Raw genomic sequence first — 12,842 nt, forward strand, 5'->3', positions numbered from 1 at the left:
GATCGCGGACGCCCTCAAGGAGAGCGAACGCGTCCTCGCCCAGGCACGGGGCCAGGAGTGAAGACGCTTCCGAAGAAAGCGACGGCGTGCACGCCGGCCCGGCAGGAGGCCAGGAAGCCCTCGGTCCGGGCCGGGCCCGGTTGGCGCCGGTGAGGCCCCGGCCGGTGAAGGCCTTCCCCGGCGCCACCCCAAGAGCGGCCAGGGCGTTCTTCCGGGCGGTGAGGTCCTGGCCGTTGGCGGACACGCGCCTGTGCTCCGGGATTGTTTGAGCTGTCAGCCCGGATTCGTTCGGATATTCCGGATGTCACGGCTGCCCGCCCGCTTTCTTAGGAAGATTCTCTGGTCTCCGAATGTTAATTAGGTAGATCCAGCCATCGGGAAAGGAGAGTTCTGAGATGGTCAGGACGCTTATTGTGCTGGGAGGTACCAGTCCGGGTGAGCTGGCCTGGGGGCGGTAACGATGGGCACCACAGTGGCCGTCGGATATGACGGCTCAGGTCCGTCCATGCCTGCGCTGCAGCGGGCCGCGGACCATACTGCGGCGTCCCATGCCGTGCTGCGCATCATCTGTGCATGGATCCGGCCCCTGTTCCCAGCTGGTCGGGGCAGTTTTGCCGAGGCCGTCCTTGGTGACAGCGACCCCGGGTACGGGGCAGACCTTCATCCGTGGAGCCGTTACGTCGCCTTAGGGGATTCGTTCACTGAAGGAGTGGGTGATCCGGAACCGCGCAGCCCCGGAGGTCTACGCGGTTGGGCCGACCGTGTTGCCGAAGAACTCAGCAAGGGCCACCCGGGTTTCGTCTACGCAAACCTTGCTGTGCGAGGCCTGCGGCTGGAGCAGATTCTGAACCAGCAGACCGGGCCGGCTCTGGCCTTGCAGCCGGACCTGATCACCCTCTCGGCCGGCGGGAACGACATGGCCTTCCGCGGCAGCGATCCGGACAAGCTCGCGGCCAAACTCGATGCCGGTGTGGAATTGCTGAGTTCCACAGGCGCTACCCTGGTTCTGTTCACCGGACCGGATTGGGGAGCGACGCCGCTGCTGGGACGCAACCGCGCCAGGGTGGCCATTTTCAACGAGCACATCCGCACCATCGCCATGCTCCACAAGGCGACGATCGCTGACCTGTGGGCCCTGAGGCAGCTGAAGGACCCGCGAATGTGGGATCCGGACCGCTTGCATCTCTCACCGCTGGGGCACCACACGGTCGCCATGATGGTCCTGGAATCCCTGCACGTCCCCCACACGCTCCAGCCCCTGCAGCCCGGGGGTTTACCGGAAAGAAACTGGCGTCAGACCAGGGCCGGAGACCTCGTCTGGGCACGGCAGTACCTCATTCCGTGGGCGCTGAGACGTCTGGGCCCGCATGCTGCCGAGAAGGAGCTGAGGGCGAAACGGCCCGAGGCGGAGCCGGTGGTCGGTGCCGACATGCCTGCCGGTGCGCTCACTGCAGGATATTCGCCATGACGATGCAGTACCTATAGGGCGTTCCTTGCTCGATTTCGAAGACGACCCCGGACACCTTACGTTGGAAGAGCGGGTTACCGAAGTCGAGCGTTACCGTCTTGATCGGATGACTGCCGAACAGGCGGGCCTCGCCCCGGGAACACCTATCGATGAGCTTCGTAACGGCATACGGAATCACTATCCTGAACTGCCCGATGAAGCCGAGGCTGAGGCAGTGACGTTCCGTCTTCTGCGCAGAGGCCAAGAAGCCTGGCTCAATCGGCAGCGGGTGAGTAGAGAAGCCGCGCCACACGCCCAAGGAACTGGGAGACGCTGAGCGCATTAGCGCAAGCAGTCTGCTCGCGAGAGCGCTCGGAGGCATCTCTGCGATCCGCAACTCACGACGCGTCGACGCTCCCTCGCGTGAACCCAGCCACGTGTACCGGCTTGACGGTTCGACTGATGGCACCCGAATCCACCCAGTGCTGATCAGCTTCCAGCAGGGCTGCGCTGGGCGTCCCGTAGATCTCGATGTGCTTGATTTCGAGGAAGTCTGCCCTGTCGACCCACTCATTCATCTTTTCGCCCAGCAGTGGGGGAAGCAGTTGCATATGGGAATCCATGGACGCCGCGTTGGGACGGACCTGGATGCTTGTCATCTCCGTGCCGTCTTCACTGAGGAAGACATTGAAGCCATCAGCTCCTGCTCTTTCGCCTGGACGTTTTCCAGCAGCTGCGTGACGAAGCGCTTGAAGTCGTCCAGCTTGCCGTCCTTGATCCTGGCGGTCGTTACGAAGATGAGCGGACCGGACACGGCGTTTTCCTTCCGGTATGAATAGGTCGGAACCATGGCAGGGAAGCGCTCAATATGGCGCAAGGGTAGCGGCGGCCGTCCTTCGGGCTACGCGTCGAAGCCTGGCCCCTGTCGTGCTCTTTGCGCCGCTGGCCTGCGGCCTTCGGCGTAGTCCGCAATCGGCTCGGCCGACTCCGTCAACGAGCGGCCCGCGAAGTCGGTCCGGAAGCCGCCCGGCTCGATCACCGTGACGCTGATCCCGAGCGGCTCGTGCTCCTTTTGCGCCACGCCCGAGATACCTCTTCTTCGACGGCGGAGCGGTAGCCGTAGCCGGCGTTGTTGACGAGGACGTCGACGGCGCCGAAGGTTTGAGCTAATCCATTGAGGAAGGATCCGGGCGTAAGCTGCGAAAGCTGAAGGAACGCTTCTAGCCGATTAGTGGGCGTGATCCCCGCGGCTGTATTCGAAAACCCAGCCAATCAGCGCGACCAAGGCGAAACCGGCGCTGAAGTAGATGAGCCAAAAACCCACGGCCAAGCTGAGGAATCCTACCGCTGTGGCCAGGCCAAGGGAAAATGGCCACCAGCTCCACGGGCTGAAGTGGCCTTGCTCGCCGGCCCCCTCATGGATCTCCGCGTCCATACTGTCCTCGGGACGCATCCCGATCCGACGGCCGGTGTACCCGAGGTAAAGCCCGATCAAACAGCCCAGACCGCCTGCCAGCCACAAGCCCATGAAACCCACCGGCTCAGTCCATCGTGTGGCGATCCCATAGAACACACCGACGGGGATGAAGAACAAGCCCAACCCTCCGAACATCCAGGATTCAATTTTCACGGCCCCTCCTTTGACAGCCCGCTGCGGGACGGCTCCGTCCAGTTCGCTTAAGTCAACTCTGAGGGTCAACGCCGTCCAGGGCAAGGAACTTTGGACCTACTTGGGCACGCCAATCTCCTGGATTTTTGGCTGCTGTCCTACGCAGCGACCTCTGACTCTGGACCCCAGGGCAGCCCGGGCATATGCTAAATGGCCTCACGGAAGAGTCGGGAGAGGCGGCGATCACTGTGACACAGATGTATCTCGCGGGCGAGCTATCGCTGATGCTGGCCCGGCTGCAGCAGGCGGCGGCTGCGGCGTCGGGGAGCGCATTCGAGGAGCTGCGCCGGGAGGCTGAAACTGCCCCGGTGGTAGCGCTGAGCTCGGTGGCCGCACGGGCACTGCGTCTGGGCGACGCCGTCTGCTGGGAATCGGTTTCCCGCGGCGACAGCGTGGCGTTTCGCAGCCAGGCCGCGGCCGCCGCGGAACTCTACGAGTTCGGGCTGTGCGCCGGTCTGCTCGACGAGGAATAAGCCCGAGTTCACTCTGTCACTGACCAGCCGCGGCGGCTCAGGGAGACACCGTCGGGGCGGTCACCCGCGGGTACGACGCGGGCAAGAAGACCAACGGCCGCAAGCGGCACATCGTGACCGATGCCATCGGCCTGCTGGTCGTGGTGCTGGTGACCGCGGCCAGCCTGCAGGACCGCGACGGCGGACGCCTGGTTCTGGAGCGGGCCCGGACGAAGATGCCCTCGATCGTGCGGGTCTGGGCCGACGGCGGCTACGCCGGCCGGCTGGTGGAATTCGCCCGAACGCTGCTCGGGATCAGCCTTGAGATCATGGCGAAACCCCAGGGACTGCACACCTTCGAGGTGCTGCCCCGGCGCTGGGTGGTCGAGCGCACCCTGTCCTGGCTGGTCCGCTGCCGCCGCCTGGGACGCGACTATGAACGGCTTCCGGCCCACGCCGAGGCCATGGTCAAATGGGCCATGATCGGGCTGATGGCCAGGCGGCTGGCACCGGCACCCGGACGCCGGCCTTGGCAGGCCGCCCCAGCCGCCTGACCCCTTCCCAACACATACTTAGGCAACTGCCCCGCATCGACAACCGGACGAAGAATCTAGGGATGCCATAAGTCAAACCTGGGTATGTAAGGCCGAACGAGTAGGGCCAAGGCATCCAGCCACCGCTCCTGCTAGGGGATGTTGTGCCAGAACAGGCGGGCTACATCAACGACGAGTCGGATGATGTTGAGCACTAGGTTCATGACGCCCCATGGTTCGTCGCGTTCCGTTTGGAGCTCATGTCGGGCAGGGGACCGGCGGGCATTTCCGGGGCAATGCCGTGGGCGGTGAGGTGGTCGGACAGGGCGGTCAGTTCGGCGGAGTCGCGGCCCATGCGCTTCATCTCGTACACGGTGAGGATGACCCGGCCCGTACTCCGGTTGTTGGTAACGGCGCTGTCATGAGCCGCAATTAGGGGCGGCTTACTGGTAGCGGCGTCCGGTAACGATCGTTTCCGGCATGGAGTGGTCGTTATTGAAATTGACTGGACACGTTAGTTGAGTGAGTCACTCGCCCCGACCGTGCACCGGTCTGGCGTTCGCCGGGGGTACTCCAACCTCGCGGATGGTGTGGCCACTGCAGGCAGTCTTAGTTACGTTGGCCCGCTCGATGCGTGACACGGTAAACCATCGCATTGCGTCGCGCATTCGGCACCACCCAATCAAGTACCACTGGCCGTTCGTGGAGGCGAACAGCACGGGCTCAACGTCGCGGGTGGTCGTGGTGCCGTCACTCGATATGTAGCGAATCCGAATCACCCTCTGCTCGGCCATCGCCTCCTCCAGGGCCGACTTTGTTGCGCGTGAAGATGAGGGAACCGCATTGACCCACACTCGGCGGGCTAGCTCGTCGGCTCTTACTCGTGTTCTGGGATCGAGAACATCCAGGATCTTTTGGACACCGGCTGCAGCCAGATCAGCGTAGGGGGCATCGGGCGCAGCAGACACGGCCGCCATGAGCGCCACAGCCTGCGCCGGAGACAGACTGACGGGTGGCAAGAACGCGCCGATAACCAATCCGTAGCCGCCGCCCGGACCTGGGCGAGACCATATTGGCGCACCGCTGTTCTCCAGCGCAGTCAGGTCTCTCTTGATTGTGCGCACGGACACCTCGAACTCTCTCGCCAACCGTTCGGCGGAGACCCCCCGCGCGCCGCTGCGGCGCAACATCTCGGATATAGCATGGAGTCGTTCGGCTCGCTTCACTGCTCAGACCCCGGCAAATTCATGACATAAATAGTGACATACTCTTGTCCGTAGGGCCTCCGAGAGTTGTGACATGACAACCACGACTAGCAGTCCGACCATCATCCTCATCGCCGGCCACTGGCTGGGCGCCTGGGCATGGGACAAGGTCCGTGAACACCTGACTACCGACGATTCCAGTGCCATCGCGATGACACTGCCCGGTCTCGACGCGCGCGACCCTGAGCGTACGACTAAAACCCTCGACGACCAGGCTGAAGCGATCCTAGGCGCCATTTCTCAACACGGGAATCCGCCTGCAATTCTCGTCGCCCACAGTGGGGCTAACGCTCCCGTCAGCCTCGTCATGGACCGACACCCTGAGCTTGTCCACCGGGTGGTGTGGGTCGACTCCGGCCCTGTCGCGACGGGAAGTGTCTTCGCCCCAGACATCCCGGAGGAGTTGGAGGAGCTTCCGCTGCCGTCCTTCGACGTCCTCGCAGAGCAGGCGAGCCTCGAAGGCCTGAGCGCAGAGGACCTGGAGCAGTTTCGGGCCAGGGCGGTCCCTGAGCCCGGCCCCGTGCTTCGTCAGCCCGTCGAGCTCACCAACGATGCACGCCACAAGGTCCAGACGACCTTGGTCTGTTGCTCAATCCCTAGTGCGCAGGTGGTAGAGCTGGCCCAAACCGGTCATCCCATGTTCGCCGAAGTCGCGAACCTTGAACACCTCGACGTCATCGACCTCCCCACGGGGCACTGGCCTATGTGGAGCCGACCCCGCGACCTCGCCAAGATCATTGGCTCAGTGGCTTCACTAGAAAACTAAACCGCAAGTAGCCGGGAGAGGGTCAGCGCCGAATGCCGCTGGCCCTTTCCGTCTCTGAAGGGAGTGGCGGATGGCCGACGAGCATGATAATCAAAAACGATCGTTCGCAAGACACACCACGACATGTTCAGCAGGCCGGGGTGTGAATCGCAGCGGGTAAATGGCGCACGTCTGGGCAGAGATGTTCGGCTCGTTGTGTGAACACTAATTTCTGATGAATTTCACGCAAGGGGAAGCGGACCCTAGTCGGCGACTTTCGCGACGAGCCGGCCCCGTGCCTACGCGCCGTCCCAGAACTTCGGTGATGTGTGCCTCAAGCCAATGGGCCCGGCGGCGCCGGGTGTACCGGGTGGCGGAGAACGACCCGCGCGAACTGGGCATCGAGGCCGGGCCCTGGACCCGGGGCATGGTGCGGGGGGCTGATCGCCCGCGAGTTCGGCGTGGAGCTGCCGGCCACCAGCGTGGGCCGGCTGCTCAGGCAGCTGGGGCTCTCGGTGCAAGAGCCGCTGTACCGGTCCTACCAGGCCGACCCGGAGGGGCGGTGGCGGGGTGGAAGGGCGAGCGAGTACCCGGCGATCGCCGCGTCGGCCAGGGCGGCCGGGGGCCGAGGCCTGCTTCGGCGATGAGGCCCCGGTCCGTTCCGACTTCCACGCCCGGCGCGAGCTGGGGCACCGGTGGGCCACGCACCGGTCGTCACCGCCACCGGGGGCGAGGTTTTCGGTGAACCTGATCTCGGCGGTCACCGGCCGGCACGCTGCACTTTGCCATCGTCGACGGCACCTGGCCCGGCGACGTTCATCGAGTTCTGGTGTTCCTGATCGACGGCCACCTGGTCCACAGGTCGAGGCCGTGCGCGACTACGTTGAATCCACCAACGGAATGCTGCGCCTGTTCCGCCTGCATCCTCGCCGCAGCTCAACCCCGACGAGCGGGTCTGGAAAAACGTCAAACACGATCGCGTCGGCGGGTCCCGGATCACCGGCCTCGACCAATTCCGGAGCCTGTGCGTCACCGCCCTCAGCCAGCTCCAACACCTGGCCGACATCGTGGCTGGCTTCTTCCACAACCCCAACCTCGCCTACATCCGGGCCGCGTAACCCACACACGTCGGCATACCTTCCCGGACCGCATCACGGCCTTGTGCGGGAGCACCCGCATTGAAGCCTGGAAATGGCGCAGGCGGGGTTCCCGTCCGAAGGTATTATTGCCGGCGCTGCCGGGTCCGAAGTCGGTGCCGGCGGCGGTGGCATATCCCCTGCCACAGGACTCAGACGGCCCTAACCACGCTCATCCGCGAAGGTGTGATTGGCTCGGATCAGGAACGAAAATCGATCCGGGCCCGCTTCTGACGGACGTGAACATCGAAGGCGAGGAAGCTCTCACGAGAGACCGGAGATGTGCTGCCCCGGCTTGTCCACGAGGCGCCTGCTCGCCTGGTGGAAAGGGTTGGGACGGGCCGGGCCGACCCGAGGAATCATGTCAAGATGCGCGCGTGGTTTTCTTCGTGGAATCACTTGAAAGTGCGCGCGTGGCGGGCCGGGGTTTGGGCCCTTGCTTGCTGGTGGTGAGTGAGCAGTTCGGCCGTGAGGGCCTGGACCTGCCGCTGGATTGCGGCCGGGTTCAGGGGCTTGTTTTCCCGCGTGAGTCTGGTCTTGGCCGTCTTGCGGACGGTGCCCTCGTCGGCGAGGACCCGTTGGTACGGGGTGGCCGGAGCATCGTATTTCCTGGTGGTCTTCGCGCCGGTCCGGGTCTTGGAGATGAGCTTCTGCTGGGGTGCGAAATGGTTCGTCAGCAGCCGCTGCAGCGCCCAGATCCGGTTCAGCAGCTCCAGCTCTCCGGGAGTGTCGTAGCGGTGGTAGCCCACGGTCTGGCGGACGATGTGCCAGTTCTTCTGCTCCACATGCGCGCCGTCGTTCTTGTTCCCGGACCGGGACCTGGTGAACGTGAGGTTCTCCTGTTCGCACCAGCGGAACAGCTCCCAGTTGATGAATTCGCTTCCGTTGTCCGAGTCGATGCCCAGGCGTGGTATTCCGGATAGCTTGATCCGGTGACGGGCGGCATCGTTCAACGGCCCGTAATCGGCGTCTGCATTGCAGGGCAGGGTAGCCCGCCAGAGACGTTGGTCTGACAGGCCCCGGCGGGGAACCGGCGCAGGTCAGGCAACCTGTCCGGCGCGGATCTTGCCTGCGATCAGCTCCATGGCCTCGGCGCCCGCCGGCAGGACGTTGACCAGCGTGAAGAACCCGTGCATCTGGCCCGGCCAGCGGCGGTGCTCAATCGCGACCCCCTCCTCGCGCATGCGCTCAGCATAGGCTTCGCCCTCGTCGCGGAGCACATCGTGTTCGCCACCATGGTGGCGCTGGCCGCCGGCGGAACGGCCGCGCTGGCGAGCCAGGGGGCCGGGCATTTCTTGGCTGCTGCTTGCCTCGAGCGTCATCACGGCCGTGCTGCTGCTGTTTTTTGGCGCCTCGGCCCGCCGGCTGCCCATGACCACCATCGGGCTCCTGCAGTACGTTGCTCCGGTGCTGCAGTTCGTTGTGGCGCTGGCTGTGTTCAGGGAGGCCATGACCCTGGGCCGCTGGATCGGCTTCGGCGTCGTCTGGCTGGCCCTGCTGGTCCTCATGGTGGACATGCTGCTGACCACGCGGAAGAACTCGGCCATCAGGAAGAGGGCAAGGCTCAGCGCAGCCTGACCACAGGGACCCCGTTCCAAAAACGTTCCCCGTGTTTTTACAAGGTCCGCGGCTCACAGTGGTCGGGTGGGGGAATCGCATCGCGAAGCCAATCCTGCAAGGTGAGGAGTTTCCTCGGGCTCAACGTCGGTCTGGGGAACGGCGTGCAAGTATTGGCGGCCGTGTGCCGCGGGGCTGCCTTTCGGCCCCACGCGAAGGAGGCATAGTCTGATGTCGGAAGAAGAATCTGCAAACTCAGGCGGCGTGTCCCGCCGCACGCTCCTGCGGTGGGGGGCTGTTGGGGGTGCGGGTGCTGCGCTGGTTGCCGCACAGGGGTGGGGCGGCCCGTTCCTCGCCCAGAGGGGCCTGCTCTCGGCCGACGGCGCCTTCGCCGCTACGTCGACGTCGCTTGGTGACCTCCTGTTCTATATCGAGACATTCCCGACGAGCCCGCTGATCATCTCGCCGTTCAAGGACCGGCTGCCGGTCCCCAAGGCGCTGGCCCCGGTGTCGAAGTCGGAATTCAGCAACTGGAAACAGCCGCCGGGACCCGGCGTCGGCCAGCAGAATTCGATGCAAAACGAGCGGCACCAGATCTGGCCGAGCCAGATCGGCTATCCAGACCCGATCGTCTACAAGATCGACCTGCTGCTCAGGGCCCATGCGTTCACCACATCCCAGGTGCTGCCGATCGACGCCAAGGGCCGTCCGACCGTATCCTTCGACGCATCGGGCAAGACCTTCGCGGCGGGCACGAAGCGGACGCTGCCGCTCAGCACCATCTACGGCTTCAACGGCACCTTCCCCGGACCCATGATCAACGCCGAGTACGGAAAACCGGTGCTCGTGCGCTTCGAAAACCATCTGGACGAGAACCCGCTTAATCTCGACCGCCAGGACTTCGGTTCTCCGGAATGGGCGTTTCTGACCCACCTGCATAACGGCCACACCGCGCCCGAAAGCGACGGCAACCCGCACTACTCCATGGCGTCCGGGCCGAAGTACGAGGGCTACCTGCCGAAGACGTTCTGCGACAACCTGTACCTGAACTGGCCTGCCGGCGGCGACGACCGCGAAAAGCAAAGCTTCTTCTGGTTCCACGACCACAGGATGGACCACACCGGTTCGAACGTCTACAAGGGCATGGTGGGCCTGTACCCCATCTACGACCCGAAGGGCGGCATGGACATGGGCGACGAGCGGCAGGGGCTGCACCTACCCGGTGTCCGCAGGAACAATTCGGACGGATCGTTCGACGTCGATTACGACATCCCCCTGGCCTTCTACGACTGCCGGCTGGACGACGGCGTCACAGTGCACAAGGACATCCACGACGGGCAGGGCGAATTCCCGGCCGCCAAGAACCCGGCCAAACACCCCGAATGGTGGGGCAAGACCTTCTACAAGCATTTCCCCAACCACGGCTTCGTGGGCGACATCTTCACCGTCAACGGCACGGCCAACCCGGTGCTGGAGGTGAAACGGCGCAAATACCGCTTCCGCTTCCTCGACGCCTCGATCTCGAGGATCTACGAGTTCAAGCTGATGAGCTCGACGCAGGGCCCGAAGTCGTCGGCGTCGCTGGGCTACGACGGTGACGAACTCGCCGGCCAATACCGCATCCCCGACGCGCAGCAGTGCATGCAGTTCACCCAGATCGCCTCGGACGGCGGGCTCCTGCCGTTCCCGATCACACGGGACTCCTTCGAGTTGTGGCCGGCCAAGCGGCGGGAAGTCATCGTCGACTTCACCCGCTACCAGGACGGCACACCGACCACCAAGGGCGACGTCATCTACCTCACCAACGTCATGAAGATGCCCGACGGGCGGATGTGGTCCAACTCGTCCCGGTTCTCACCTGACCCGAAGTACAAGGTGCCGGTGCTCAAGTTCGTGATCGGCGACGACGCCCCGGACAACAGCCGGATCCCCACCGCAATGCGTCCGCTTCCGCCCCTGCCGGGCAACTGGCAGAACCTGCTGGACAACCGCCTCATATTCGAGGTGCAGCGCGGCAGCGCAGGCGGCGACACCGAATGGCTCATCAACGGCAAACCCTTTGAACCCGCCACGGTGGCGTCGAGCCTGAAGAACCGGGCCGGCCGCACGCCGCTGGCCCAGCAGAAAAAGAACAGCTTCAACCTCTGGGAGATCCGCAACGGCGGCGGCGGCTGGGTACATCCCTTCCACCTGCACATGGAGGAACACCGCACCGTCATGCGCAATGACAAGGACGTGACCCGCGGGAATCCCTCGCATCCGGACGACGTCTCGCGGGAGGACCTGGTGGCGCTCGACCCGGGTGAGTCGGTGATTATCTACCGGGGATTCCGGGACTTCGTGGGGCCGTACGTGGCGCACTGCCACAACCTGGCCCACGAGGACCACTCCATGATGTTCGGCTGGGAGATCACGCCGTGATCGGAAAGACCAGGCTCGGCAACTCCGTCAACGAACGCAGCGGCGCGATTCCGGACCGGCCAGCCGTCCCGTGGTTGACGGTTGTGTCGCTGGCTGTCCTGATGGCGTACGCTGACGGTTTCTGGATGATCTCGCTGCGGGGCGCCGTCGGCGCCATCGAGCGCACGCAGGGGCCGTTCGTGAGCTGGCTGATCGAGTCCACCGCTGCCCTCCCGGTGTTCGTCTTGGCTGTGCTCGCGGCGCTCACCTTGGCGCTGCGCTGGTTCGGGCCGGTGTTCTCCAAGCCACGGACGGTGATGGCAACCGGGCTGCTGGTCGCAGTGGCGGGCACCTTGGCCGGCACCGCCGAGATTGCTGCCAGCTCCGCCTGGGACTACCACCTGCAGCTTCAGCTCATGGACGCGTCGCACCACAGCGCCACGGGCACCACTCCGTCATCGCTGGAGCAGGCGACGCTCGGACTGCAGCTTCGCGCAATCGGCTATGGCAGCGGAATCCTGTTCATCACCAACCTCGTGCTGCTCGGCTGGGCAGTGGCGATCCAGGGCGGCCGGCTGACCGTCAGCCGGGCTCAACGGCGGACGCCCCGCAGGGACCCGGTTGATCCCCGACGGCTGTTCCTGGCTGCCGTGCTGTTCGGCAGCGCGGCCATCCATGCGGCCGTCGTACCCGAGCATCTTGGCCACTGGGCCGCCGCCGGCGCCTTCTTCCTTATCCTCGCCGCGGCACAGCTTGCCGCCGGCGTCTTGGTGCTCCTCCGTCGGCAGCGCACAGTCCTTCTGGCCGCAGCCGCAGTCTCGATCGTCCCGCTGGTGCTGTGGCTGCACTCCCGCACAGTCGGGCTGCCCTTCGGCCCGGAAGCCGGCGTACCCGAAGCTGTCGGTCTGGCCGACTGCGCTGCCAGCCTCCTGGAACTGGGCACGCTGCTGCTCGCCGTCATCCTGCTGCGGGACGGAGGCCGGCTGCACGGACGCCCGCCGGCGTCGGCCCACCTCCGCGCCCTCCCGGTGGTGGCGGCGATCGCCGTCAGCGTCATGGGCCTCGCCGGGACCGGCTGGTTCGGCAACCCGGGACACTCCGGGCACGAATCCGTGGCGATCTCCCAGCATTGAGGCAATCGCTGGGCCCACGCCGGCAGGGTTCCCTGTCCGAGCTTGCGAGGAGAGGTGGCGTTGGCCGGCCGATCTGCTCATCACCGGTTGGGGACGCCCTTCCATCGATGCCGAAGTCTTGGGGTTGCCGTAGTAACCGGGAAAAATCGGATATGCCTGATCAGCGACGGTGTCCGTCGGGCCGACGGTCAGGTGCTTGCTTGCTTGGTTGGCGGCGAACTCGGCGTGGGGCCCGGCCGGTGATCCGCGGGCGGGGACGTCCGGGCACAGGTCCGTGATCAGGCCCATTCCGGCATACTCGCGCATGGCACTGATGCCGCCACCGCGGACTGCTTGTCCGGAAAGGATTTGGAGACGGCCATGACGGTTCCGTCGGGGGCTTTGAGCCTGAACCTGACGCGGGTGCCGCTGCGTCGAACGGGCCGGCGTCGCTCCGGCATGCCGAAATGGCCGCACCGGCGGCGTGCTGCGCCGGGTTTATGGGACCGGACTGTCGAAGACCGGC

General features: G+C 65.0%; 16 protein-coding genes and 3 pseudogenes. 8 read left to right on the forward strand and 11 right to left on the reverse strand.

Translation table 11 applies throughout. The annotated features are described in order from the left end of the window. A pseudogene (locus J1902_RS18270) lies at window positions 1–244 on the reverse strand (hypothetical protein); the annotation flags it as partial. Window positions 245–460: 216 nt separating this feature from the next. Between J1902_RS18270 and J1902_RS18275 the strand changes: the two are divergent. Then, on the forward strand, window positions 461–1,468 hold the full coding sequence (locus J1902_RS18275) for an SGNH/GDSL hydrolase family protein (RefSeq protein WP_242702201.1): 1,008 nt from the start codon (window positions 461–463) through the stop codon (window positions 1,466–1,468). Here the strand turns inward: J1902_RS18275 and J1902_RS18280 are convergent. The 5 genes from J1902_RS18280 to J1902_RS18300 all read right to left on the reverse strand — a co-directional run bounded on the left by J1902_RS18280 (window position 1,446) and on the right by J1902_RS18300 (window position 3,077). Beyond that, window positions 1,446–1,766 (reverse strand): hypothetical protein, encoded by a 321-nt coding sequence (locus J1902_RS18280; protein WP_207617805.1) that lies wholly within the window; start codon window positions 1,764–1,766, stop codon window positions 1,446–1,448. The two genes, J1902_RS18275 and J1902_RS18280, sit on opposite strands and share 23 nt — an antisense overlap. A 79-nt stretch (window positions 1,767–1,845) precedes the next feature. Beyond that, the gene (locus tag J1902_RS18285; RefSeq protein WP_207617806.1) at window positions 1,846–2,058 is read right to left on the reverse strand and encodes a hypothetical protein; all 213 of its coding nucleotides are present in this window, start codon (window positions 2,056–2,058) and stop codon (window positions 1,846–1,848) included. Between the two features lie 44 nt (window positions 2,059–2,102). Further along, complete coding sequence (locus J1902_RS18290; RefSeq protein ID WP_207617807.1) at window positions 2,103–2,261, reverse strand: hypothetical protein; 159 nt, start codon at window positions 2,259–2,261, stop codon at window positions 2,103–2,105. Window positions 2,262–2,348: 87 nt separating this feature from the next. Then, window positions 2,349–2,528 carry a hypothetical protein gene (locus J1902_RS18295; protein WP_242702202.1) on the reverse strand — a complete coding sequence of 60 codons (180 nt, stop codon included), beginning with the start codon at window positions 2,526–2,528 and terminating at the stop codon, window positions 2,349–2,351. Window positions 2,529–2,675: 147 nt separating this feature from the next. After that, entirely contained in the window at window positions 2,676–3,077 is a 402-nt protein-coding gene (locus J1902_RS18300) for a cytochrome c oxidase subunit 4 (RefSeq protein ID WP_207617808.1), read from the reverse strand. A gap of 227 nt (window positions 3,078–3,304) precedes the next feature. Between J1902_RS18300 and J1902_RS18305 the strand changes: the two genes are divergently transcribed. Beyond that, window positions 3,305–3,589: a hypothetical protein gene (locus tag J1902_RS18305; protein ID WP_207617809.1), complete on the forward strand. Its 285-nt coding sequence runs from the start codon at window positions 3,305–3,307 to the stop codon at window positions 3,587–3,589. Between the two features lie 74 nt (window positions 3,590–3,663). Further along, window positions 3,664–4,122: pseudogene (locus tag J1902_RS19745) on the forward strand (transposase); the annotation flags it as partial. Between the two features lie 199 nt (window positions 4,123–4,321). On the opposite strand, the gene J1902_RS18315 reads toward J1902_RS19745, so the two are convergent. Together J1902_RS18315 and J1902_RS18320 are read right to left on the reverse strand one after the other, a co-directional pair. Beyond that, complete coding sequence (locus J1902_RS18315; protein WP_207617810.1) at window positions 4,322–4,474, reverse strand: hypothetical protein; 153 nt, start codon at window positions 4,472–4,474, stop codon at window positions 4,322–4,324. 154 nt (window positions 4,475–4,628) lie between these two features. Continuing rightward, window positions 4,629–5,327, reverse strand: coding sequence for a helix-turn-helix transcriptional regulator (locus J1902_RS18320; RefSeq protein WP_207617811.1), 699 nt, complete (start codon window positions 5,325–5,327; stop codon window positions 4,629–4,631). Window positions 5,328–5,400: 73 nt separating this feature from the next. Between J1902_RS18320 and J1902_RS18325 the strand changes: the two genes are divergently transcribed. Together J1902_RS18325 and J1902_RS19955 are read left to right on the forward strand one after the other, a co-directional pair. Next, on the forward strand, window positions 5,401–6,132 hold the full coding sequence (locus J1902_RS18325; protein ID WP_207617812.1) for an alpha/beta fold hydrolase: 732 nt from the start codon (window positions 5,401–5,403) through the stop codon (window positions 6,130–6,132). A 308-nt stretch (window positions 6,133–6,440) separates the two neighbouring features. Beyond that, entirely contained in the window at window positions 6,441–6,758 is a 318-nt protein-coding gene (locus J1902_RS19955; RefSeq protein WP_372434597.1) for a helix-turn-helix domain-containing protein, read from the forward strand. Window positions 6,759–6,989: 231 nt separating this feature from the next. On the opposite strand, the gene J1902_RS18335 is transcribed toward J1902_RS19955, so the two are convergent. From J1902_RS18335 to J1902_RS19960, 3 genes are all read right to left on the reverse strand, one after another. Beyond that, window positions 6,990–7,196: a hypothetical protein gene (locus J1902_RS18335; RefSeq protein WP_207617814.1), complete on the reverse strand. Its 207-nt coding sequence runs from the start codon at window positions 7,194–7,196 to the stop codon at window positions 6,990–6,992. 446 nt (window positions 7,197–7,642) lie between these two features. Beyond that, complete coding sequence (locus J1902_RS18340) at window positions 7,643–8,200, reverse strand: hypothetical protein (RefSeq protein WP_207617815.1); 558 nt, start codon at window positions 8,198–8,200, stop codon at window positions 7,643–7,645. Between the two features lie 87 nt (window positions 8,201–8,287). Next, window positions 8,288–8,539: an alpha/beta hydrolase fold domain-containing protein gene (locus J1902_RS19960; RefSeq protein ID WP_372434598.1), complete on the reverse strand. Its 252-nt coding sequence runs from the start codon at window positions 8,537–8,539 to the stop codon at window positions 8,288–8,290. Here J1902_RS19960 and J1902_RS19535 point away from each other — a divergent pair. The 3 genes and pseudogenes from J1902_RS19535 to J1902_RS19540 all read left to right on the forward strand — a co-directional run. Continuing rightward, window positions 8,474–8,825 (forward strand): annotated as a pseudogene (locus tag J1902_RS19535) (EamA family transporter RarD); the annotation flags it as partial. The gene J1902_RS19960 and the pseudogene J1902_RS19535 overlap by 66 nt on opposite strands. A 210-nt stretch (window positions 8,826–9,035) precedes the next feature. Further along, window positions 9,036–11,225 (forward strand): multicopper oxidase family protein, encoded by a 2,190-nt coding sequence (locus tag J1902_RS18350; protein ID WP_207617817.1) that lies wholly within the window; start codon window positions 9,036–9,038, stop codon window positions 11,223–11,225. Continuing rightward, the gene (locus J1902_RS19540) at window positions 11,222–12,337 is read left to right on the forward strand and encodes a hypothetical protein (protein WP_242702207.1); all 1,116 of its coding nucleotides are present in this window, start codon (window positions 11,222–11,224) and stop codon (window positions 12,335–12,337) included. Before J1902_RS18350 ends, J1902_RS19540 begins: the two co-directional genes overlap by 4 nt. The last annotated feature ends 505 nt before the right edge of the window (window positions 12,338–12,842 follow it).

Origin of the sequence: Arthrobacter cavernae (assembly GCF_017368795.1) — a bacterium.
Taxonomy (GTDB): domain Bacteria; phylum Actinomycetota; class Actinomycetes; order Actinomycetales; family Micrococcaceae; genus Arthrobacter; species Arthrobacter cavernae.

Coding starts and splice junctions, on each gene's coding strand:
- J1902_RS18275 (WP_242702201.1), top strand. CDS start 461: ATGGGCACCACAGTGGCCGTCGGATATGACGGCTCAGGTCCGTCCATG.
- J1902_RS18285 (WP_207617806.1), bottom strand. CDS start 2,058: ATGCAACTGCTTCCCCCACTGCTGGGCGAAAAGATGAATGAGTGGGTC.
- J1902_RS18325 (WP_207617812.1), top strand. CDS start 5,401: ATGACAACCACGACTAGCAGTCCGACCATCATCCTCATCGCCGGCCAC.
- J1902_RS19960 (WP_372434598.1), bottom strand. CDS start 8,539: ATGCCCGGCCCCCTGGCTCGCCAGCGCGGCCGTTCCGCCGGCGGCCAG.
- J1902_RS18350 (WP_207617817.1), top strand. CDS start 9,036: ATGTCGGAAGAAGAATCTGCAAACTCAGGCGGCGTGTCCCGCCGCACG.